We start from the raw sequence: 21,589 nt of genomic DNA, 5'->3' as shown, positions 1-21,589 counted from the left end.
TGCATGTCTTTATTGGAAAACGTTATTGTTAAGTGGGTAATAGGATAGGGGGTATGAAATTGAAAAACGCTATAGCAATTTTGATCGGATTTTTTCTTTTAGGTGCATTTTGGGTTGGCTTTAAGATAAGCCAGGAGCTAATGACTGAACAAGCGGTATCGACTGCAGCGCCATCATCTTTAACAGAAAGCCTGGAGCTTGTCTTTAGTCCGCCTTCATTAGATGATGTACCGGACGGGCCGCTTGGGGAATCTATTAAGTATGGACATAAGTTAGTGGACGAATCAAGCTCAGCGATGCCTCAGTACGTCGGCAATAAGCTTTCTTGTACAAGCTGCCATGCAGGTGCTGGCCTGGAAAAGGAAAGCTCTCCGCTTGTTGGAGTAGCTTCTGTTTTTCCTCAGTATCGTCCTCGTGAAGGGGTAGTCTTTACACTTGAAGATCGAATCAACGGATGCATGGTGCGCAGTATGAATGGAGAAAAGTTGCCTTATGACAGCAAAGAAATGAGAGCCATGGTCGCATACTTAACGTATATTTCAGAAGGGGTACCAGTAGATGCAGATGTCCCATGGAGGATGCAGAATACGATGAAGGACATTCCTGAGCCGGAAGTTGCAGCCGGAGAAGAATTGTATCAGAAGTCTTGTATTGCGTGTCATGCTGCTGATGGAGCAGGCTTGGATTCCAACAGTGGCCCGGCTCTATGGGGAGAGAATTCATTTAACGACGGGGCAGGAATGTCACGGCTGGCGAAAATGGCAGGATATCTGCAAAATAACATGCCTAAAGGACAGGAAGGTACGCTTTCAAAGCAAGATGCGGCAAACATAGCAGCGTTTGTCCTTTCCCATGACAGGCCTGAGTGGAAAGGGCACGAAACAGATTGGCCAAAAGGCGGACGCCCGAATGATATCATCAATAAGGAACGAAGAGAACAAATACAAAATAATACAATCGATTGGAACGAGGTTATCAAACCTGCCAACTAAATGGAAAGGTCTTGCCGAAAGGCGGGACCTTTCCCATTTAAAAAAGAACAGTTTTTTAACTGTTCCGGTTTATGTACTAAAGCTCAGGCGCCGTTTTTCTCTTTATAATTTTTAATATCATCATCAAAGAAAGAATCTTCCGTATCCTCCTGGTTACCGCGTGTAACTTTTGCAACCATAAAAGAAGTAACAATAATGCCTACAGTTCCCATAAAGTAGTAGCCTTTAACAAACAAAGGCTCTTTTAACGTATAAAGCCCGATGAACATCAAGCCTGCAAAAATACAAAATCCTGCTCATGCCAAAAAGGAAAACTGAGGAGTATTGCGCTTTTTCTTCTTCAAATCGATGCCTCCAATTCAAAAATTTTCATATTTTTAGAATAGTTTACGATATAGATAGGTCTATTGGAATGGTGTTTTTGGCGGGATGCCAGTTTGGATAGAAGGTTTAAGTGATTTGCCTGTGTTAACAGGATGTAACCTAAAAACAAAAACGGGAGCATAAAAAGTTGGCTCCAAAATGATAAAACAATATAATGAGATAGGGACAAACCATGCTGTATGCATGGTTTTTTACTTTTGAAAGAGATCCAAAAAGGAAAACAGTTCGTTTACTCTATAGGTGCTTTTTTTATCTTAAAAACAAAAACCTGACAGAAGGAGAATGTTATGAAGGAGATGAACGATGAAAGACTGTATGAAAAAATACAGCAAAGGGATAAGAAAGCACTTGAAGCTCTGTATGACAAATACGAGAAGTTGCTGTATTCTTTTTCTTACAAAATGACAAAAAATAACGAGCTGGCAGAAGAGGTTGTACAGGAAGTATTTATCAAGTTATGGAAAGGCAATGGAAGTTATTCTTCTGATAAAGGGAAATTTTCATCCTGGCTTTTGACGGTGACCAGAAATACGGCACTTGATGTATTACGAAAGAAAAAACGTAATACGGCATTTGAGTTAGAAGATCGGGATATGCTTAAGAGTAATGAGGAAACCGTAGAAGAGCAGGTAACATGGAAGGAAGATGCTTTAACGGTCCGAAAAGCTGTTTCAAAGTTAAAGAAGGAACAGCAAAAAATCATAGAGCTTTTTTATTTTAAAGGACTGACCCAGAGAACGATCGCTGAGAAATGCGGGATACCGCTTGGAACAGTAAAAGGAAGAATTAGGCTGGCATTAAAGCATTTGAAAGAAAGTATTGAAGAAGAAAGGGGGTCTGAAGGATGACGAACATGGATTGTAATAATGTGATCGATTATTTCAACCAGACATTAACAGACGAAGAAAAACACCGATTTGAAGAGCATCTTCAAACATGTAAAGACTGTCAGGAAGAGTTAAAGGAGCTGGATGAATTGACTGCTGATCTTCCTTATTTGTCAGAACTTCAAGACCCTCCTGCAGGAATGAAAGATCGTATTTTGAATGCAGTTTTTGATAACGAAGGAAATAGTGAGAGTACACAAAATGTTAGTTCTGAGACCGATGATAACGTTATTGAAAAGCAAATCCAGAAAAGAAATTGGCTGATGCCATTATTGGCTGCTTCCCTTCTGTTCTCGCTGATCGGGAATGTCTATACTTATACAAAGTTAAATGAAGTTACAGAACCAGAAACTCGAGAAGAAGAGGAAACCGCCAAACTTGTTCAATCGGTTGGATTGCAGCCTACAGAGGTAAGCAGCGCAACGGGAACTGCATCGATGATCCAAAAGGATGGGACAACGAAGCTTGTTGTGCAGGCTAACGATTTACAAAAGCTAGAAGGGCAGCAAGTGTATCAAGTGTGGCTTCTGGAAAACGGTAAGCCGTATCGCGCAGGTTCTTTTGTCCCTGATCAAAAAGGCAGTGGGGCGGTCGATTTTCCGATGAGTTTTGAAGGAGAACACAAGTGGGACACTGTTGCGATAACATTAGAGCCAGACGCAACAAGCAAAACGCCAAAAGGAAATATCGTCTTAAGTTCGGGATTGTAAAGTGAAACGAAGAGGGCCAGGTTATCCTGGCTCTTTTTATACATATAGGAAGTATAGATTTGTTATCAAGGCAAATAGAGGATTCAATGTCCGATAAAATCATCCAGGCTTTTTAGTTCATTAATCATTTAGTATTACAAAAACCATTAAATTGGACGAGCTCGAACATCATGAAAAAAAGCCTGGTATGAAAAAATAAATGTTTTTTTAAAAAAAAGTGATCCAGATTCATTTTTCTATCGTTAGCCCAGTGAAATCAAATTTTTTAAAAGGGAGAGTGTTAGAATAATGAATTGGAAAAAAGGAATCGTAGCATTACCGTTGAGTGTATCTCTTTTATTGCCGACAGCAGGAATCGTAAGTGCACAAAATGGTGAAACACATAGTGCCCCGACAGTGGAAACACCAGCGGCGGATTTAAGAGCGACACTAGGCCATTTATTAAGCGAGCATGCGTACTTTGCGATTGAAACGATGAGAAAAGGAGCGGAAGGAGCAGCAGACTTTGAGGAATCTGCAGGAGCGTTAAGCGACAACACAGAAGACCTGGCAAAGGCGATTTCCTCTGTATATGGAGAAGAAGCAGGCAAGCAATTCCATGATATGTGGAGCAATCACATCGGTTTCTTTGTCGATTATGTGAAAGCAACTGGCAACAAAGATGAAGATGCAAAGCAAAAGGCGTTGGATTCCCTTGCAAACTATAAAAATGAATTTTCCCAATTCCTCGAAACAGCTACAGGGGAACGATTGGAAGCAGATGCACTTGCAGAAGGACTACAGATGCATGTTAACCAGCTTATCGGTGCCTTCGACAGCTATGTAGCCGGGAATTATGAAAAAGCGTATGAATATGAAAGAGAAGCGATCAACCATATGCATATGGTCGCGAAAGGCTTATCGAGCGCCATCACGGATCAATTCCCGGACAAGTTTAACAACACGATGGCTGTAACCCCTGCTTCCGATTTAAGAGCAAAGCTTGGCCATTTGCTTGCTGAACATGCTGGTCTCGCTATGATGGCAATGCAGAACGGCATCGATGGCTCAAAAGACTTTGAAGCTTCTGCACAAGCTTTGAGTGAAAACACCGATGATCTCGCTGCAGCAATTTCTTCGGTTTATGGCGAGGATGCTGGGATGAAATTTAAAGAAATGTGGTCCGGGCATATCGGTTATTTCGTCGATTATGTAAAAGCGACAGCAGCAAACGATGAAGCGAAGAAAGAAGAAGCTTTAAAGAACCTTGAACAATACAGGGAAGATTTCTCAAACTTTCTTGAAACAGCAACAGACGAGAGATTAAAAGCGGATATGCTGTCTCAAGGATTGCAAGACCATGTGGAGCAACTGATCGGTGCGTTTAACAGTTATGCAGGTGAAAATTATGCAACGGCCTATGATAATGTTAGGGAAGCATATGCCCATATGTTTACTCCTGCAAAAGCTCTTTCGGGAGCATTTGTGAACCAGTTCCCTGAAAAGTTCGAGAGCAGCATGCCTTCTGATATGCCGAAAACCGGTATGGGCGGCACGGCACAACAGCAAGAGTTTCCGTTTGAATTGCTCCTTGCAGGTTTATTGGCGATCGCAGCGGCCACTGGAGTAGTTCTACGAAGAAAGCAGATTGAAAGATAACATTCAATAGGAGTGAACTCCATGATGAACGTATTAAAGCTATTGATGCCTGCCATGCTGTTGCTATCCGGTTGCAGCATGGCTGCACAATCTGCTGGCGACAGGGATCAAAATTCCGGCATGCAAGAGAACATACAACAGGAAGACCCATTACGGACATTACCGGACTCGAACATTTCTAAAACCGATTCAGACAAAGAGATAATCAAAGATAATCGAGAGGGAATCATACCAGACAGGCTTCAAATCCCTGCGATCGGCGTGGATGCAGAAGTGGAAAAGGTAGGTATGCTTTCCAATGGAAAAATGGATGTGCCGAAAAACGACGAAAATGTTGCATGGTATCAAAAAGGGGCCCAACCCGGACAACCCGGCAATTCCGTTATAGCAGGACACGTCGATAACAAGACTGGACCTGCCGTGTTTTTCAAATTAGAAAAACTAAAAAAGGGCGATGAGATAAAAGTTTCCGGATCTGATGGGAATCAACGAACCTTTGTCGTCTATGCAGTAAAGAGCTATCCGCGTAACGAAGCACCGCTGAATGAGATTTTTGGATATACCTACAGGAGCGGCCTGAACCTGATCACCTGTACAGGGGACTTTGATCATGAAGCTTCTACTCATAAAGAGAGGCTTGTAGTTTATACACAATTGAAAAACTAACTTAGAAGGCAAGAGGATCATGGATATCCGCTTGCCTTTTGATTTTTTACAAAAATTAAAGCTCTTTATGCGCGATTTTAACCAAACCTGATAAAATAGAAGGTACTACGATGATTACAGGTGATAGTATGCCGGATAAAGTGAAGATCTCAGTTCGATCCCTGGTTGAATACGTTTATCGAAGCGGAAGCATCGATTCGAGGTTTCGAACGAGTACCACTCTGCACGAGGGGACAAAAGCCCATCAAAAAATACAAAAAACATATAACGAAAAGGATGAAAAAGAATTTTATGTTAGTGCTGAAATCCCGTATGAAGGGTTGGTTTTTACTATTGATGGAAGGTGTGACGGACTTCTATTCTCTGAGGATATGGTGACCGTTGATGAAATAAAATCAACATCCGGAGACCTGAGCAATATTTCAGCTGACACTTATCCTGTACACTGGGCACAGGCGAAATGCTATGCTTACATGTATGCTAAAGACCACGAGATTAACGAGATCTACGTTCAGCTAACATATGTCCAGGTTGATACTGAGGAAAAAAAGCAATTTATTCAATCATTCAGCCGGGAAGAACTTACGTCTTTCGTTATGGAAACGGTAAAAGGGTATTTTCCTTATGCTTCCTTTAGGATTGAACATCAGCTAGGAAGAGATAACAGTATTAAAGAACTTCCTTTTCCGTTCGATGCTTATCGAGAAGGCCAGCGAAAGCTTGCCGGGGCTGTGTATAAGACGATAAGCGATGAAAAGAACCTATTCGCAAGGGCACCGACGGGAATCGGAAAGACGGTTTCCACAACATTTCCTTCTATAAAAGCGATTGGAGAAGGACACATTCAGCGAATCTTTTATCTTACTGCAAAGACAATAACAAGGGAGTCGGCGGAGGAAGCATTCTCTCTCATGCAGGAAAAAGGACTCTGTATGAACGCTGTAACAATCACGGCAAAGGACAAAGTTTGTTTTAAGGAAAAAACAATCTGCCAGAAGGGTTATTGTGAATTCGCTGATGGTTATTATGACCGGATCAACGGGGCGGTGCTTGATATCCTTCGAAACGAAAAGCTGATTGACCGTAAAACGATCGAAAAATATGCGAAAAAGCATACGGTTTGCCCATTTGAGTTTTCGCTTGATGTTGCCTATGCTGCTGATGCGATTATTTGTGACTACAATTATATTTTCGATCCTCGCATTTCTTTAAAGCGTTTTTTTGAAGAGCAGAAAAAGCAGACCATCTTGTTGATTGATGAAGCACATAACCTTGTGGATAGGGCGAGGGAAATGTTTTCGGCGGACTTGTTCAAGTCACACTTCCTGCAGATCAAGCGTGAATACAAAAATGACAATTCACAGATCTCTGATTCGGCAAAAGCGGTTAATGATAGCCTGCTTGCTTTGAAAAAACAGTGTAACGAACAAAAGAATCTTATCTTGCAAGAGATTCCTGAACAGCTAGTCGAGTTACTTGAGGTTTTTAGTTCGCATGCTGAAAAAGAGTTAGTGAACCAGAGGGATGGAGAATCACAGCAGCTGTTGTTAGATACGTATTTTTTAGCACAGGGAATTATCCGAATCTCGCAATACTACGATGAACGTTATTTAACGTATGTAGAATATGAGAAGAGCGAGGTTCGTATTAAACTTTTCTGCCTCGACCCTTCCGCTCTGTTGCAGAAAATGGGGAAAAATTATCGCTCGAAAATCTATTTTTCTGCTACCTTATCCCCATTGGATTACTACCGGGACATGCTTGGAGCAGATGATGAGGACTATTCGATGTCAGTTCCATCCCCTTTTGCAAAAGAAAATGCAGAAGTATTTATACAGCCTCTGTCTACTAGATATCGGGATAGGGAAAGAACGAAAGAGCCTATTGCCAAAATGATCGGCCAGCTTGCCGGGGAACGTCCAGGAAATTATCTGGTTTTCTTCCCGTCGTACCAATATATGATCAATGTGTACGAGCAATTCATGGAACAGGGCATTGATATTCCTACGATCGTGCAGGATAGAGGGATGTCAGAGGAGGAACGAGAGGCGTTTCTTTCTTCTTTCAAGGCGGAAAGTGAACAAAAGCTGATCGGCTTTGCAGTTCTTGGGGGGATATTTTCTGAAGGAGTCGATTTGAAGGGTGACAGGTTAAATGGTGTCGTTGTCATTGGAGTAGGACTTCCTCAGTTCGGGCTCGAACGAAACATTATCAAGGACTATTTTAATAGTGTTGGGAAAAAGGGTTACGACTACGCCTATGTATTCCCGGGAATGAACAAAGTTCTTCAGGCTGGAGGAAGGCTGATTCGCTCGGAGAACGATCGGGGAGTAATCGTGCTTGTCGATGACCGCTTTTTGCATCGTAACTATCTGTCCCTGTTACCGGAAGAGTGGAAGGACTATACAGTGATATAACACGAAAGAGCGGTGCACGATGCGCCGCTCTTCTTTACTATAGTTATAGATTGTTGGCCATCTCATAGAAAATCTCCGGCCAGGCATCCACTTTCCCGTAATCTTTGCCGTTTCGCACAATGATGAGGTTTTTCGAAGGGCAAACATAGATGAACTGGCCAAAATTCCCCATCGCGAAAAAATCATGTTCCCCATTCTTTCTTTCATATCCCCACCACATGTGAGAGTAATATCCCTTCTTGTTTGAGAAGAGAGCCCAGTCTTTGGTGTTCTCATAATAGCCGGATGGTATGACGGGTAAAGGGCTGGTAGATTCGGTTACCCAACTTTCGGATAAAACCTGTTTACCGTTCCAGTTCCCTTTGTTTAAGAACAATCGGCCAAACTTAGCAAAATCTATTGCTCTTGCATTAATTCCGCTCTCCATCTTTTCAAAACCACTGTCTTTGCTATCGATGCTCCAGGATCCTTCAAATTCCATTCCAAGAAGCCTCCATATCTTGTTTTCTAGATAAGCTGACACTGGCTGCCTCGTTGCCCTTTCCAAAATAAGACCGAGCAGTAGAGGGTTATAGTTGTTATATAAAAAATGTTCCCCGGGTCCTTCCTTTATGAAAGTTTCTTGAAGCGCAATCTTTCTTAGATCGGGGGGATAGTACGTTTTTGCACCGTCCCCGAACAACAGGAATCCGTCAGAATAACTTAACCCAGATGACATAGTGAGCAGGTGGCGGATCGTGATAGCCTGCATGTTCTTTTCTTTCAGCTCAGGAAGGTAGTTAGTGATCGGGTCATCGAGGCTATTAATATACCCTTCTTCAACAGCCTTGCCTATTAAAGCAGACAGGAACGATTTTGCCATCGAAAAAGAAGTGTTGACAGAATTCCGTGAATAACCGTTAAAGTACTTTTCATACAGGATAGTATCGTTCTTGATGATGAGGAATGCAGTAGTTTCGTTATCAGTCAAGAAAGACTCCAGATTTGTAATCTTGGAAGGTTTACCGCTAGCAAAGTAGGTTATTTTTTCAGATGCTGAGTGAACCAGTTTTTCATTAATGTTTTTCTTAAAATGAAAGGTATTTTCCTTTGCTGCAGCCAATCCCCTGGAAGGAAAACGCTTATAATCTTCAATGTCTGCTTCGCCCCAGAGTGCTCCCCGCAAAAAATAAGTAGTTGTAAAATATTCCGGTATAAATGCATGCATGATACTAAACGAAATATATAGGATAGCGATTGTCATTAACCCGATGTTATTTTTAATCAACTTGTGTGCTCCTTTACCAAAGATAAACTAATAAATTCGACGTCCAATATAATTCCCCTTCTTGGAGAAAAGGTAAAAAGGAGGGGCAACTTGCTTTTTTGTTTAATTATCTTGAAGAAATGGAATGAAGATATATGATGAGATACATGAAAATGAGTCATAGGAGGTCGTATGGATACATTTCTCTATACTGTATTTGCACTATCATATCTTGGTTTGCTCCTATGGGGGATATATTTGGCGCCAAGCTATGGAGGATCTGCATCAGGGAAGGTGTTGCTTCTCGTTACAGCAGGGTTATTTTATGACAATGCTATAGTTGCGTCAGGAAAGGCAATAGGAAAAGGCTCTGTCCTTGAAAGTTTAAATCTTCTCCGCTTCTGGTTCCATGCGATTTTAACTCCGCTTCTCGTGGTGTTCTCCTGGTATGCTATCGCCAGAGCAAGCGTTACCTGGGCGAAAACAAAGCTTGCATGGATTATTACAGTCGTGTTCACAGTGATACTCATATTACTCGAGCTTTTCACTAAAACGCTTGGAATACATCTAGAGCCCGAAATAACGAATGGGGTATTAAAGTATGAACCTGCAGCATCTGGCGGACCGCCGCTCATGGTCATTCTAGTAACGATTCCGATGGCAGCGGCAGGAATAATTCTCTGGATACGCCAGCGCTGGGGATGGATGCTTATAGGAGTTGCCTTTATGGCTCTTGGAGGTTTTATTCCCATCCCTATAGATAGTATTGCGATCACTAACGGATTCGAGTTGATTTTACTGCTATGCCTCTGGACCACAGAAACATACCAGGACAGGCTTGTTGAATGATTTAGAAGAAAATGTCCAAAAAATGGGCCAATACTAAAAAATAATCTCTTTGCTTGTCTCATATCATTAAAGTATGAAAAGGGACAGGAGAGATTAGATGAATACATTTATTAAAGGGACATTAATTCTAGTTGTTGCCGCATTCCTTGGAGAATGCCTGGAATTTCTGATCAACATAGTTCTTGCTAAAGAGCTGGGAGAACATGGACTTGGCTTATATATGGCAATTTTGCCTTCCGTTTTTCTTGTTGTAATCATTGCCAGCCTGGAGCTGCCGATCTCCGTTTCAAAATTCGTAGCTGAAAAAGAGAAGAAGTACCATTTGAACATGCTTGGCCATGCTCTGAAGATCGCGGTGGCCACAGCAGTACTGTTAACGATCCTAGCCGGCATTACCTTTCCGTATATACCGGTTTTCCATAACTATCATCCCGCTGTTAAATGGTTGGTGGTCTTCCTTATCCCGATCATTTCATTTTCTTCTTTAGCGAGAGGCTATTTTATGGGTGTCCAGCACATGGGGAAGATTGCTTTTGCGAACTTCCTTAGAAAAGCAGTTCAACTTATCCTGCTGGCGTTTGTTTATCAGGCGTTCCATTTTGAAACAGGCACCGCGCTATTGATAGCACTATGTACACTTGTCGGAAGTGAACTGGTTGTTTTTATTTACTTGATGCATGTTTATTTCGTGCAGCTTCATTATTTAAAGCGCAATCCGAGAGCCTATATTCATGGGAAAGAGGTTAGGAAAAACCTTCTGGCTATATCTGTCCCTACGACCGGCCTTCGTATCTTTCATGCGATAACAAACGCAGTGCAGCCATTTATTATAATTTTTGCATTGGGAAGGGCCGGCTTAACGGAAACGACAGCGATGGAACATTTCGGTATGCTTGCCGGGGTTGCCATCACGATCGGGTTTTTTCCGGCTTTCATTGCCCATTCCCTTTTAATCGTTCTTATCCCGACTGTTTCTGAAGCGTTCTCCAGCAGGAACTATAAAAAGCTCCAGTCACTTTTACAGCATGTGATGAAATTAACCTTTGCCTATGGGGTTCCCTCGGTAGTGATCTTTTACTTTTTTGCAGAGCCACTAACGAAGTTGTTTTTTGATTCAACTGCTCCAGCTATCTATTTAAAGTTGCTGTGGCCGTATTTTCTGTTTCACTTCTTTATAATGCCGATGTGGGCTTTTCTTATAGGAATGGGGCTTGTCAAAGACGCTTTGATCCATTCGGTCTGGTCAACAATGGTTTCCTTTGCCTTGATGGTTTTATTAGGCTCACTGCCCCAGTTTCAAATGGCAGGAATCATCTTAGGCATGAACACCGGGGTCGTCCTGCTAATGCTGATGCATTACTTAACAATATGTAAAAAAATCGGCGTTTCCCTCATAGGAATGAAACCGATCAAAGAGAGCTTCTAACAGTGGAGTGCCAGGCACCCTAAAAGGACAGTTGTCTTTTTAAGGTGCCTGGCACTGTTAATTGAGTGTATTTGTCACTTCCACCATTTTTCCGATCAATGCTTCGGAAGAAATAATCTTTTCTCCTCCCCCTTGTACAACTGTTTCGCTTCCTCCGCCTTTACCATTTATTTCAGGTAGGATGCGCTTAATAAGTTCCCTCATGTTGATCTCGATATCATTACTTCTCGCACAAACAAGTTGAAGCCTGTCATCGTTTTCGTTTACTAACAGTACCAGCATGCTGTCGAAATTATGGATTATGTTTTTGGCCAATTGTTGAAGCTCAGCCATAGTCCAGCCTGAATAGGCTTTTTCCACAAGGTTATAGCCGTTCGTTGTTATTGCATGCTCGGTCAGTTTGTTTGCTTCTTGAACCAGAAGCTCGGTTTTCAATTCATCAACTGTTTTTTCGAGATTCTTCTGTTGCTCCAGGATACGAGTTGCAGCAGCCTCCAAATCTTCCTGGGGAGCGCTTAACACTCCATTTAAGCGCTGGATGACAAGATTCTTTTCGTGAAGCTGCTTTAATACTCTGTTGCCACATACAAAGTGGACGCGGATATTTTTCTTTTGTTTTTCCCACTGAAGGATTTTCAGGGAGCTGACTTGTCCTGTCGTATTTGGATGGGTTCCTCCGCAGCCGTTGTAATCAAAATCAGGAATAATGACGAGGCGGATATCATCAGTAACAGATAGAGCCTTTCTTAGCGGGTATTTACTGATCTCATTTTCTGTTACCCACTTTGTATCAATAGGGCGATTTTCAAGAATGATAGCATTGGCCCTTTCCTCCGCTCGTTCAGCTTCCTCTTCATGAAGTGTTGGTACTTCAAGATCAATGGTGCAAATTTCTTTTCCTAAATGAAAGCTTACAGTCCTATAGCCGTATATATCTTCAAATGCAGCTGATAAAATATGTTGTCCGGCATGCTGCTGCATATGATCGAACCGACGTATCCAGTCGATCTCTCCATTACATTCTTTCCCTTCAAGAGGTGTATCGGTAAAATGCCGAACTTCTCCCTCTACTTCCTCAACGTCATAAACATCTACACCATTGATTGTCCCGGTATCATGTGGCTGCCCACCGCCTGTTGGATAAAATGCCGTTTTATCTAAAACAACATAGAAACGTCCTTTTTCATCTTTTTCATTTTGAAGGATTTGAGCAGAAAAAGACCGTTTGTATGGATCCTGGTAATATAACTTTTCTGGCGTCATGATTTACACTCCCCTGTCTTAACGCGATATCTTAAATTGATACTATCATTTCATAAGCCTCTATACATCATCAAGTGGTTTCCGACCATATTTTTAAAACCGAAACTTGGTGATCGAACTAAAAATCCATCGTGGGCTCCTGCGCTTTATCCACCGTATTAATAATCAGTCTCTAGCAATAAGCCTTATAAGCCTCAAGTCTTAGTAGAAAATATAGCTCAGGTTCATTATGAGAAAGCCCCTATCGAGATAAGATAGAGACAAGAAAGGAGGAAACGAAGATGAAAAAATTCGGTTTACTTATACTTGGAGGTTTCGCAGCAGTAATCCTGCTCGCTAATCTTGGCCCGATGGTGGGGTTAGCAATCAGTCTACTTATTCTCTATTATGCAGCGAAGGAGTTCTTGAAGACAGATTCTACATCAGGAAAAGTCATCTGGGGAATAATCGCACTGATTGCCCTGAGCGCTTCTGCTTCAAATTTTCCGGCAGTGGTTGGGCTTGCAGCGATCTATGTTCTCTATGTTGTATATAAGAAGTGGAATGAGGAGAAGTCAGTAGAGCAGCAGCAGGATGAAGACCCGTTCACGAGCTTTGAGAAGCAGTGGGCGGAGTTAAAGAGAAACTAAGGATTTAGAGACGGCATATTTGCTCTCCCTGGCGGCTCTTATGTATCCCTGGCTTCTTACATGCGAGCATGACGCAGCCGGGAACACAACGTGCCTTGTCGCTACGCTCTTGTAAAAATAGATTTAGTATCTATTTTTTAGGGAGAGCAAAGAAGTGTCGCTTTGTGGTCCTAATTGTACATTATTTAACAGAGGTTTTAAAAAGAGTTAGAAAAAACAACTATAAAGGAGAGATTACAGTGGGTAGTTTATTTGGCCGTATTAAAAACTCTATCGAAGCTGATTTTCATGAGATGTTGGATAAAAAGGAGCAGAAGAATCCGATTTCGGTGTTAAACCAGTATTTACGCCAGTGTGAGCAGCAGGTTGAAAAGACGCGTAAATTGGTGGAGCGCCAGTATCTTTTGAAGGATGAATTTACCAGGGAGTATCATCAGGCACAAAAAATGGTAGAGAAGCGCAAGCAACAGGCGGAGGTTGCTTCAAAAGCAGGGGAGAATGAGCTTTATGAATTTGCACAAAGGGAGCGATCACAATATGAAGAACGTGGTATTCGCCTGAAGGAATCCCTTGATTCGGCTATTCGCGAGCTTGATAACCTGGAACAGAAATATGAGCAGATGAAACATAAGCTGAAAGATATGTATATCAAACGCATGGAACTAATGGGCCGTGAAAATGTTGCCCGTGCAAACCATGGCATGAATAAAGTGCTTGAGCAGGAAACGTATTCTTCTAAGCCATTTTCAAAATTTGAAGAGATTGAGCAATATTTAGATCGAATTGAGCACCAGGTTAACTCAGACTATCATCATAATACGATAGATGCGCGGTTCGCCCAGCTTGAAAAAGAACTGAAAATAGAAGAATCACATTCTATTTCTTAATGTAAACATGGTATTCTAAGAAGGCGTAGTGCTCTACGCCTTTTTTCTCATAAATCTCATAGGTTATTTTTCTTTACTTCATCGATAGAAAGAGAGGCGATCCGCCATGTCCAATAAAAAGAAATCAGATTTTATGGGCTGGATTCTCCTGATCGGTATTATTCTTCTGTTATTAGAAATATCATTTAACGGCGGAGGCCTGATTTTTTATTTGCTCATTTTGGTCGGTTTAATCTATATTGGGCGAAAACGGATGCCTCGTACTTCGGGGAAGATTTTATTTTGGATCGGGCTTATCAGTCTACTGATCACGATATTGAATTTGATGGCATTCAAGTTCTTTTTGGTCGCTGTTTTACTTTATATTGCAGTTCAGTTTTACAAGTCGAAACAGGAGCCAGAATTTATTAAACCTGAAGTGAAAGAAAAGCAAGATACTTTATCACAGGAAAAGGGTCCTTTACTTAAACAAAAGCCGCTTTTTGAAAACATGTGGTTAGGCCAGCAAAAAACTCCTGAACAAGTATATGAATGGAACGATATCAACATTCAATGCGGCATCGGCGATACGGTGATCGATTTAAGCTATACGCTGCTGCCGCAGGAAGAATCGGTTATTGTTGTCCGCAACTTTATCGGAAACATCGAAATCCTCGTTCCGTTTGATGTGGAAGTAAGTGTCCATCATTCGATCCTTGCTGGTTCTGCGGCTATCTTTGACCACGAAGAACCTAAACTATTCAACCAGGTATTGCACTATCATACCCCTGATTATGAAAATACAGATCAGAAAATTAAGATCGTTACTTCGATGATGGTTGGAAACCTTGAGGTGAAGCGCATATGAGTACCGTTCAGCGTTTCATTTTAGCGGGAGCTGGACTTGCGATCATTGTTCTGGGCATCTTGATGGGATCGTTCTTAGTCGCTTTTCCTTCTGCCGATTGGTCAGTCTTTTGGTCAAGGACAGTAATGGATCTACCCTTTATAATTTTTGTGCCTGTTTTAAGTCTTTTGATCGGGGCAGTATTTGGATTGTTTGCGGGAATCATCTTGAGAAAACACTTTGAGGCAATAGAAGATTCTCTAAAAATGCTGGAACGCGGCAGACAGGTGAGCAAGAAAGACCTCTGTGGTGTACCGGAACTTGATACGATCAGAAACACGATAGAAAGAATCCAACAACAGATCTCAGAACAGACAAAGCTATCGCAAAAGCTTGCAAGTGAAAAGGCGGAAGTACAGGAGAAACGGATACAGGAAATGGTCTCCCAGGAACGCCAGAGGCTTGCAAGAGAACTTCACGATTCGGTCAGCCAGCAGTTATTTGCTGCATCTATGATGATGTCAGCAATCAATGAATCAAAATCCTCTACAGATGAGCGTGAAACGAAACAGCTAAAGATGGTGGAAGAGATGATTCACCAGTCCCAGCTTGAAATGCGTGCCCTGTTACTTCATTTACGGCCTGCAGCGTTAAAAGGAAAATCGCTCCAGGAAGGAATTCAGGAGCTATTGGGTGAATTAACACAGAAAGTGCCGATCAACTTGAAGTGGAAAGTGGAACCGTTAAAGCTTGATAAAGGAGTCGAGGACCATCTATTTCGAATTTTGCAGGAAGCTGTCTCCAATATATTGAGGCATTCAAAGGCTGAAAGTATGGAAGTTTTATTGATCGAGCGTGAAGGGTTGATTATTCTGCGTATAGCAGATGATGGGATAGGCTTTGAGATGGACAAAGAAAAAACAGGTTCTTATGGAATGCAAACGATGCACGAAAGAGCAGTTGAGGTAGGCGGTTCTATGAAGATAGTGAGCGTGCCAAATAAAGGGACGCGCTTAGAAGTAAGAGTTCCTATGATAGAGGGTGAAACAGATGATTAGCGTGTTATTCGTTGATGATCATGAAATGGTAAGGATAGGCGTTTCTTCTTATCTTGATGCCCAGCCTGACATCGATGTGGTTGAGGAAGCGGAGAATGGAAAGAAGGCGGTTAAACTTGCACTTGATTTGCGTCCCGACATCATTTTGATGGACCTGGTCATGCAAGAAATGGACGGCATCGAAGCGACAAAGAAGATCATCGAAGAGTGGCCGGAAGCAAAGATTATTATTGTGACGAGCTTTTTGGATGATGAAAAGGTTTACCCGGCCCTTGAAGCTGGAGCAACAAGCTACATGTTGAAAACATCCAAAGCCAGTTCCATAGCAGAAGCGGTTCGAAAAACCTACCGTGGGGAATCTGTGCTGGAACCGGAAGTCACCGGGAAGATGATGTCCAGAATGCGCCAGAAGAATAACCAATCTCCACATGATGAGCTGACAAACCGTGAAATGGAAATTTTATTGTTGATGGCCGAAGGAAAGTCGAACCAGGAAATCGCAGATGAGCTATTTATCGCTCTTAAGACAGTAAAGGTTCATGTAAGCAATATCTTAAGCAAGCTTGAAGTGGCGGACCGAACCCAGGCAGTGATCTACGCATTCAAGCATTCACTTGCAAAATGATAAGTTATGTACATAAAGGGACTGGCTAAAGTGTGGAGGTGCATTCAATCGCCTCTTCAGCACAAAAAGTCAGTCCGTTTTTATCGTTCAGTTCGCCCTTTTATTCATGGAACGAAGAAGCTGTTGGTAGGTTTGAGATTCTTCTGGCTGTCCGTTTTCTGCATAGATCTTGGACAGCGATTGTATAGGTTTGGGATCGTCAGGCTTGAGCTCCATATCCCACTTGAAGCATTCGATCGCTTTTTCCGATTGTTTAAAGAAGTAATACATTTCCCCGAGTGACGATTGCTTATCCGGGTCATCAAGAACCATGATCATCTCGTTGATTTTTTTAACAACAGGAAGAGGGTGTTCCGACTGTTCGAGCGGTCTAAGCCAGGCTTTTATATAATTAATATCATGTTCTTTTAGCAAGTATGACACACAGGGCATCAATATTTCGTTCAGTTTCTCTGAATCGGATGCGAATAATTGCTGTAGAACAACGCTTAGCTTTTCGATTGTTTGCTTTTTAAGAGATGGAAGGCTTTCGAGTATAACATCTTTCAGTTCTTTTTTCTGTAAAGCAGTTAACGGGAGCCTATGAAGGGAGACCAGATCGATTGCTTCGTCATAGTTATGTAAAAGCAGACTGGTCTGAAATAAATGGTGCTGGAGTTCAGGAAGATCAGGTGACTGCCTGTAAAGGTGATTAAGGATGTTTGCTTTTTCGGAGTCTTCGGAAATAAAACGCCCAAGAAGGGTAATGAGTGTTTGGAACCTGGCGGAATCAGGCGCTTTTGCATAGTGGTCGATCGTTACAGAAAGGAAATCTGTCCATCTCTTACCTGTCGTTAGTATAGATGATAGTATAAGCTGGCATTCAGGGGAAGTTCTTTTTTCAAAACAGATCAGTTCTGCGTAAAGGGGATCTTTTTTAACGATCTGTTCAGGAGACTGATTGTAGAACATAGCATATTTCTGGTAGTCCATATGGTTCACCTGTTGTTTAATCCATCCATGCTCTGGTGCAAAGTGATTCAGTATTCTTAGAATCTGGTAGCCCATATATAATTTCCCGTTCCTTCTGTATTCATAAAAGAGGTTCTGGGCAAGTTTAATAATTTTTTGTTTGTCGATAAAGGTATCAAAAAAGGTGAAGATCAATACGGTTTCTTGAGGAGTATATGTTTGTTGTATTTTATTTAGCAGCTGATTGAAACGCTGGAACTTAATTGAAGAGGTACTGTTTAAAAGATTGTTCAAGAGAGGATGGTCCGAATCAAAGAGAATGCCGTTTTTAAAGGCTTTTTCAACAAAAGAATGGCGTTTAACATCACTTGCCTTTTTGCCTGTTAGAAAAACTTGTTTGTAAAAGAAGAGATAGTATGTTTCATGGTTTTCATCATGCGCCTCTATAAGATTGCACCGGTGGTACATTGCAAGTCTTTCGGGGGTTAACTGAAGCTGTTGTTTTCCGTTCATGACAGTAATCATATGTTTTTCCATGATTGATTCCCTCCTTTATACCTCCACTATACCACAACCAGGAACAAAAACAGTAATTCCCTCTTCCTTAAAGGCTCTTTTCGCATACTTTGTTGCTTAATAAGCTTCACATTTGAGATGACTTGCGACATAACGGATGGATGACCGCTGCGGAAATACACTACGCTTTCCGCGGGCTCGCGCTGAGCCTCCTCACTCGTCTTCGCTGCTGTCCCGCAGGATAAGGAAAGCTACGGCAGCAAGACATCGCACGAAGAAAATGAGACGTTCATTTTCGAGGAGTCTACGTGTGTTGCTTCGCTAAGAGTTGGCTTTGGTGTTTTTCATTTCTGAGAATACACCAATTGATTCCAGCGGAGGGCAGTCGACTCCTGCGGGAAAAGCAACAGCTGAAGATCCCGCAGGAAGCGGGTTTTGCTGACGAGGAAGCTGAAGCGTTGCCCGCGGAAAGCGAACTGCCCGGAGTGGAAATCAATGCTGCAATTGCGTCGCAGTTTATCTCTTTTGTGCAAAAACAACAGTCTTTCAGAAAAGAGCCTTCTTAAAAGATAAAAAGATATAGGATATATAGCCAAGCTATTTTATAGGAATTATTAGCATATACATAGAGAACTTGAGGGAAAAGGGAGGGATAGGTTATGGCGTTTACTTTGATTAATATTGTTGTAATGTGTGCATTGATTTTTGGCTTATATGCGATGCAGAAAAGGCATGTTTCCTTCTCAATACGAGTATTTACTGCTTTAGGGCTGGGAATTCTGTTTGGGGTAATCCTTCAGATCATTTATGGGGCAGCATCCGACACGATCAAAAACTCGATCGATTGGTTCAACATTGTTGGTTATGGGTATGTAAAGCTATTGCAAATGATTGTTATGCCGCTGGTGTTTATTTCGATCGTCGCGGCATTTGTGAAGATGAAATTGAAAAATAATGTCGGGAAGATAAGCGGATTCATTATAGGAATTTTAGTAGGCACTACAGCTATTGCAGCAGCAATCGGTATCGGAACGACCTTTGCCTTTGATCTGGAAGCTATACAGATACAACAAGGAGACGCTGAAATTGCGAGGGCCCAGCAACTTGAAGAACGGCTGGGAGATATGGAAAGCTTATCTTATCCTCAAAAAGTTATAGAATTGCTACCCGGAAATCCTTTTCTAGATTTTACCGGGGCAAGGTCAACTTCTACGATAGCAGTGGTAATCTTTTCAGTTTTCATTGGATTAGCCTACCTTGGTGTCAGGAGGAAAAACCCTTCACATGCCATGATCTTTGCTAATCTGGTGGATGCAGTACACGCAGTTGTTATGAGAGTAGTCACGCTTATCCTTCGTTTAACTCCTTATGGGGTGCTTGCCTTAATGACTAAGGTTACCGCAACAAGTGATTATGGGGCGATATGGAAACTTGGGGAATTTGTACTCGCTTCATATGTAGCTTTGTTGTTAATGTTCATTGTTCATCTGGTGTTGCTGGCAATTGCGGGATTAAATCCTTTCACTTATGTTAAGAAGGCTTTTCCGGTTCTGGCGTTTGCGTTTACCTCTAGAACAAGTGCCGGGACATTGCCGTTAAACATTAAAACACAAACAAACGAGTTAGGTGTTTCAGAAGGAATAGCGAACTTTTCTGGTTCTTTCGGGCTTTCGATCGGCCAAAACGGATGTGCGGGAATATATCCGGCGATGCTTGCTGTGATGATTGCCCCAACTGTTGGCATAGACCCGTTGACTCCTTCGTTTATTTTATCGTTGATTTTAATAGTAGCGATCAGTTCTTTTGGGGTAGCAGGGGTTGGAGGCGGAGCAACCTTTGCGGCAATCCTGGTTCTTTCTGCAATGAACCTGCCGGTTGGCCTTGCAGGCTTGCTTATTTCAATCGAGCCTCTTATCGATATGGGGAGAACCGCAGTGAACGTCAGTGGAAGTATGACTGCCGGCCTTCTCACAAGTAAAGCGACGAATGAGTTAGATATTAAAGTGTATGCCGCAGAAACCAACGATTTGGAAGAAGCATAAAGATATAGAGTCGGCCTGGAAATGGTCGGTACCGACCCCCGAAAGTTAGAGTAATAAATCTAACTTTCGGGGGTGTTTTTTATGTTAATAAGGGCGCTGAAAGGATAGGACACTTTGACACCATTTAAGTTTGCCAGGAAAACAGAGTCTCCTGGAAGAATAAAACATAGGTTCCTGATCTCCCGGACTGTGAATAAACTATCTATCATTGTTTAGGGAGGTTTTTCTTTTGTTTCATCCTTTTCCAGTTACCGAAAGACAGCGCCCGATATATTACTGGCCGACTTACACGACTTATCCATATCCGCATTTTTATGGAGGGAGTTATCCGGGGCATTATTCCGGAGTATTCCTTATTTCACCTGCTCAAAGCTCCGCGCCGTTTGTTCCTTTTACAGCTCCGTATGCCGACCCGTCACCTCATTTAGCCGGCTGGGGATAAGGCGCTAACACAGGTGGCCGGCATTATTTTAAGAGTCGGAATGATAAGAATTTTAAATGAAAGCGATTTTATATAAAAAGGTTTGCTTTAACTGTTTACAAACCCACTTTTCCCTACTATAATCCTAATTCGAATTGAATATTTTACAGAGTATATTTGGGTTTGGAGGTCGATGTTATGCTTAATCAAATCAAGTCATTTTTACTGATTACACTGGGGTCTCTCGGTGTAGCAATTAACATACATTTCTTTTTATCACCTAACAATCTTGCAACAGGTGGAGTTAGTGGTCTTTCGATCGTCATGAACGAGCTTTTTCCCGGGCTTTCACTCGGGACAATCATGATCGTACTAAACGTTATCTTATTTATCGTAGGAGTTATTTTTCTCGGTTTTAGTTTTGGGGCAAAGACGATTTATGCTTCGTTTGCTCTTTCGTTTGGCGTATGGGGACTGGAGTGGCTTTTCCCTATTGCGGAACCACTGAGCAACGATTTACTTATACAATTGATTATCGGGCAATGTATTGCAGCTTGCGGCATGGCGCTGGTCTTTTACCAGCAGGCTTCTACCGGCGGAACGGATATTATCGCGATGATTTTAAATAAATATTTTTCAGTAGAAATCGGAAAAGCAGTTTTGCTTTCTGATATTGCTATCGCGCTGTCATCTGTCTACATGTTTGGACCCGAAGTAGGAATGTATGCATTCTTTGGCGTTATTCTGAATGGTATAGTCATCGACCATACTCTCCAGCAGTTTAATACAAACAAAGAGATCGTTATTATCAGCCAGGAAAGCGATGATATTCGTTCTTTCATCGTCCAGGTTCTCGGAAAGGGTGCAACGATCCATACAGCAAGAGGAGCGTTTACTTCTGATCAAAAGGAAGTGATCACAACGATCCTTGACCGAAAAGATTTTATAAAACTGAAAAAGTATGTAACTGAAATTGATCAAAAAGCGTTCATCACCGTTCACAGCATGAACGAAATATTAGGACAGAACTTTAAGCGGCTCGCTTAAAAAAGTAAGAGAAAAAGAGGCTGGGACATAACTAGCCTGAAATAATTAAAAATGGTTCCGATCATCGGTTTTTGATGATCGGAACCATTTTTTGTTGGATTGTTTCTAT

General features: G+C 41.9%; 21 protein-coding genes. 17 read left to right on the top strand and 4 right to left on the bottom strand.

All coding sequences use genetic code 11. From position 1 onward, the window contains the following. Positions 1-59 precede the first annotated feature (59 nt). Positions 60-992, top strand: coding sequence for a c-type cytochrome (locus FCL54_RS17420; RefSeq protein ID WP_138128138.1), 933 nt, complete (start codon positions 60-62; stop codon positions 990-992). Between the two features lie 83 nt (positions 993-1,075). On the opposite strand, the gene FCL54_RS17415 is transcribed toward FCL54_RS17420, so the two are convergent. Next, on the bottom strand, positions 1,076-1,261 hold the full coding sequence (locus FCL54_RS17415) for a YiaA/YiaB family inner membrane protein (RefSeq protein ID WP_246055332.1): 186 nt from the start codon (positions 1,259-1,261) through the stop codon (positions 1,076-1,078). Between the two features lie 402 nt (positions 1,262-1,663). Here FCL54_RS17415 and FCL54_RS17410 point away from each other — a divergent pair, with 402 nt between their 5' ends. The 5 genes from FCL54_RS17410 to FCL54_RS17390 all read left to right on the top strand — a co-directional run bounded on the left by FCL54_RS17410 (position 1,664) and on the right by FCL54_RS17390 (position 7,694). Then, entirely contained in the window at positions 1,664-2,224 is a 561-nt protein-coding gene (locus tag FCL54_RS17410) for an RNA polymerase sigma factor (RefSeq protein WP_138128136.1), read from the top strand. Continuing rightward, positions 2,221-2,973 (top strand): anti-sigma factor, encoded by a 753-nt coding sequence (locus tag FCL54_RS17405; protein WP_138128134.1) that lies wholly within the window; start codon positions 2,221-2,223, stop codon positions 2,971-2,973. Before FCL54_RS17410 ends, FCL54_RS17405 begins: the two co-directional genes overlap by 4 nt. A 288-nt stretch (positions 2,974-3,261) precedes the next feature. Continuing rightward, positions 3,262-4,611, top strand: a complete 1,350-nt coding sequence (locus FCL54_RS17400) for a copper amine oxidase (protein WP_138128132.1) — start codon at positions 3,262-3,264, stop codon at positions 4,609-4,611. Positions 4,612-4,632: 21 nt separating this feature from the next. Next, positions 4,633-5,277, top strand: a complete 645-nt coding sequence (locus FCL54_RS17395; RefSeq protein ID WP_138128130.1) for a class F sortase — start codon at positions 4,633-4,635, stop codon at positions 5,275-5,277. Positions 5,278-5,405: 128 nt separating this feature from the next. Further along, complete coding sequence (locus tag FCL54_RS17390) at positions 5,406-7,694, top strand: ATP-dependent DNA helicase (RefSeq protein ID WP_138128267.1); 2,289 nt, start codon at positions 5,406-5,408, stop codon at positions 7,692-7,694. A 43-nt stretch (positions 7,695-7,737) separates the two neighbouring features. Here the strand turns inward: FCL54_RS17390 and FCL54_RS17385 are convergent, their stop codons facing one another. Further along, a complete protein-coding gene (locus FCL54_RS17385) occupies positions 7,738-8,961 on the bottom strand; it encodes a serine hydrolase domain-containing protein (RefSeq protein ID WP_138128128.1) in 1,224 nt (407 codons plus the stop codon). 171 nt (positions 8,962-9,132) lie between these two features. Between FCL54_RS17385 and FCL54_RS17380 the strand changes: the two genes are divergently transcribed. Further along, complete coding sequence (locus tag FCL54_RS17380) at positions 9,133-9,789, top strand: hypothetical protein (protein WP_138128126.1); 657 nt, start codon at positions 9,133-9,135, stop codon at positions 9,787-9,789. Between the two features lie 97 nt (positions 9,790-9,886). Then, positions 9,887-11,215 carry a polysaccharide biosynthesis protein gene (locus tag FCL54_RS17375; protein ID WP_138128124.1) on the top strand — a complete coding sequence of 443 codons (1,329 nt, stop codon included), beginning with the start codon at positions 9,887-9,889 and terminating at the stop codon, positions 11,213-11,215. Positions 11,216-11,272: 57 nt separating this feature from the next. On the opposite strand, the gene FCL54_RS17370 is transcribed toward FCL54_RS17375, so the two are convergent. Then, entirely contained in the window at positions 11,273-12,478 is a 1,206-nt protein-coding gene (locus tag FCL54_RS17370; protein WP_138128122.1) for an alanyl-tRNA editing protein, read from the bottom strand. Between the two features lie 281 nt (positions 12,479-12,759). Here FCL54_RS17370 and FCL54_RS17365 point away from each other — a divergent pair, with 281 nt between their 5' ends. The 5 genes from FCL54_RS17365 to FCL54_RS17345 all read left to right on the top strand — a co-directional run bounded on the left by FCL54_RS17365 (position 12,760) and on the right by FCL54_RS17345 (position 16,503). Continuing rightward, entirely contained in the window at positions 12,760-13,107 is a 348-nt protein-coding gene (locus FCL54_RS17365) for a lmo0954 family membrane protein (protein WP_138128120.1), read from the top strand. A gap of 239 nt (positions 13,108-13,346) precedes the next feature. Continuing rightward, a complete protein-coding gene (locus FCL54_RS17360) occupies positions 13,347-13,994 on the top strand; it encodes a PspA/IM30 family protein (protein WP_138128118.1) in 648 nt (215 codons plus the stop codon). A 106-nt stretch (positions 13,995-14,100) separates the two neighbouring features. Beyond that, on the top strand, positions 14,101-14,841 hold the full coding sequence (gene liaF / locus FCL54_RS17355) for a cell wall-active antibiotics response protein LiaF (protein ID WP_138128116.1): 741 nt from the start codon (positions 14,101-14,103) through the stop codon (positions 14,839-14,841). After that, positions 14,838-15,878: a sensor histidine kinase gene (locus tag FCL54_RS17350; RefSeq protein ID WP_138128114.1), complete on the top strand. Its 1,041-nt coding sequence runs from the start codon at positions 14,838-14,840 to the stop codon at positions 15,876-15,878. Before liaF ends, FCL54_RS17350 begins: the two co-directional genes overlap by 4 nt. Further along, on the top strand, positions 15,871-16,503 hold the full coding sequence (locus FCL54_RS17345) for a response regulator (RefSeq protein ID WP_138128112.1): 633 nt from the start codon (positions 15,871-15,873) through the stop codon (positions 16,501-16,503). Before FCL54_RS17350 ends, FCL54_RS17345 begins: the two co-directional genes overlap by 8 nt. 87 nt (positions 16,504-16,590) lie before the next feature. Here FCL54_RS17345 and FCL54_RS17340 read toward each other — a convergent pair whose 3' ends face one another. Continuing rightward, the gene (locus tag FCL54_RS17340; protein WP_138128110.1) at positions 16,591-17,991 is read right to left on the bottom strand and encodes a tetratricopeptide repeat protein; all 1,401 of its coding nucleotides are present in this window, start codon (positions 17,989-17,991) and stop codon (positions 16,591-16,593) included. A gap of 344 nt (positions 17,992-18,335) precedes the next feature. Here FCL54_RS17340 and FCL54_RS17335 point away from each other — a divergent pair, with 344 nt between their 5' ends. From FCL54_RS17335 to FCL54_RS17320, 4 genes are all read left to right on the top strand, one after another. Further along, the gene (locus tag FCL54_RS17335) at positions 18,336-18,536 is read left to right on the top strand and encodes a hypothetical protein (RefSeq protein WP_138128108.1); all 201 of its coding nucleotides are present in this window, start codon (positions 18,336-18,338) and stop codon (positions 18,534-18,536) included. A 93-nt stretch (positions 18,537-18,629) separates the two neighbouring features. Further along, positions 18,630-20,012 carry an L-cystine transporter gene (locus FCL54_RS17330; RefSeq protein WP_138128106.1) on the top strand — a complete coding sequence of 461 codons (1,383 nt, stop codon included), beginning with the start codon at positions 18,630-18,632 and terminating at the stop codon, positions 20,010-20,012. 229 nt (positions 20,013-20,241) lie between these two features. Further along, on the top strand, positions 20,242-20,454 hold the full coding sequence (locus tag FCL54_RS17325; protein WP_138128104.1) for a hypothetical protein: 213 nt from the start codon (positions 20,242-20,244) through the stop codon (positions 20,452-20,454). Between the two features lie 177 nt (positions 20,455-20,631). After that, on the top strand, positions 20,632-21,480 hold the full coding sequence (locus tag FCL54_RS17320) for a YitT family protein (RefSeq protein WP_138128102.1): 849 nt from the start codon (positions 20,632-20,634) through the stop codon (positions 21,478-21,480). Positions 21,481-21,589: the final 109 nt, after the last annotated feature.

Source organism: Exobacillus caeni, assembly GCF_005747095.1.
Lineage (GTDB): Bacteria > Bacillota > Bacilli > Bacillales > Guptibacillaceae > Exobacillus > Exobacillus caeni.
The sequence above is the reverse complement of the archived record's forward strand: the minus strand, read 5'-3'. Positions and strand labels throughout refer to the sequence as shown.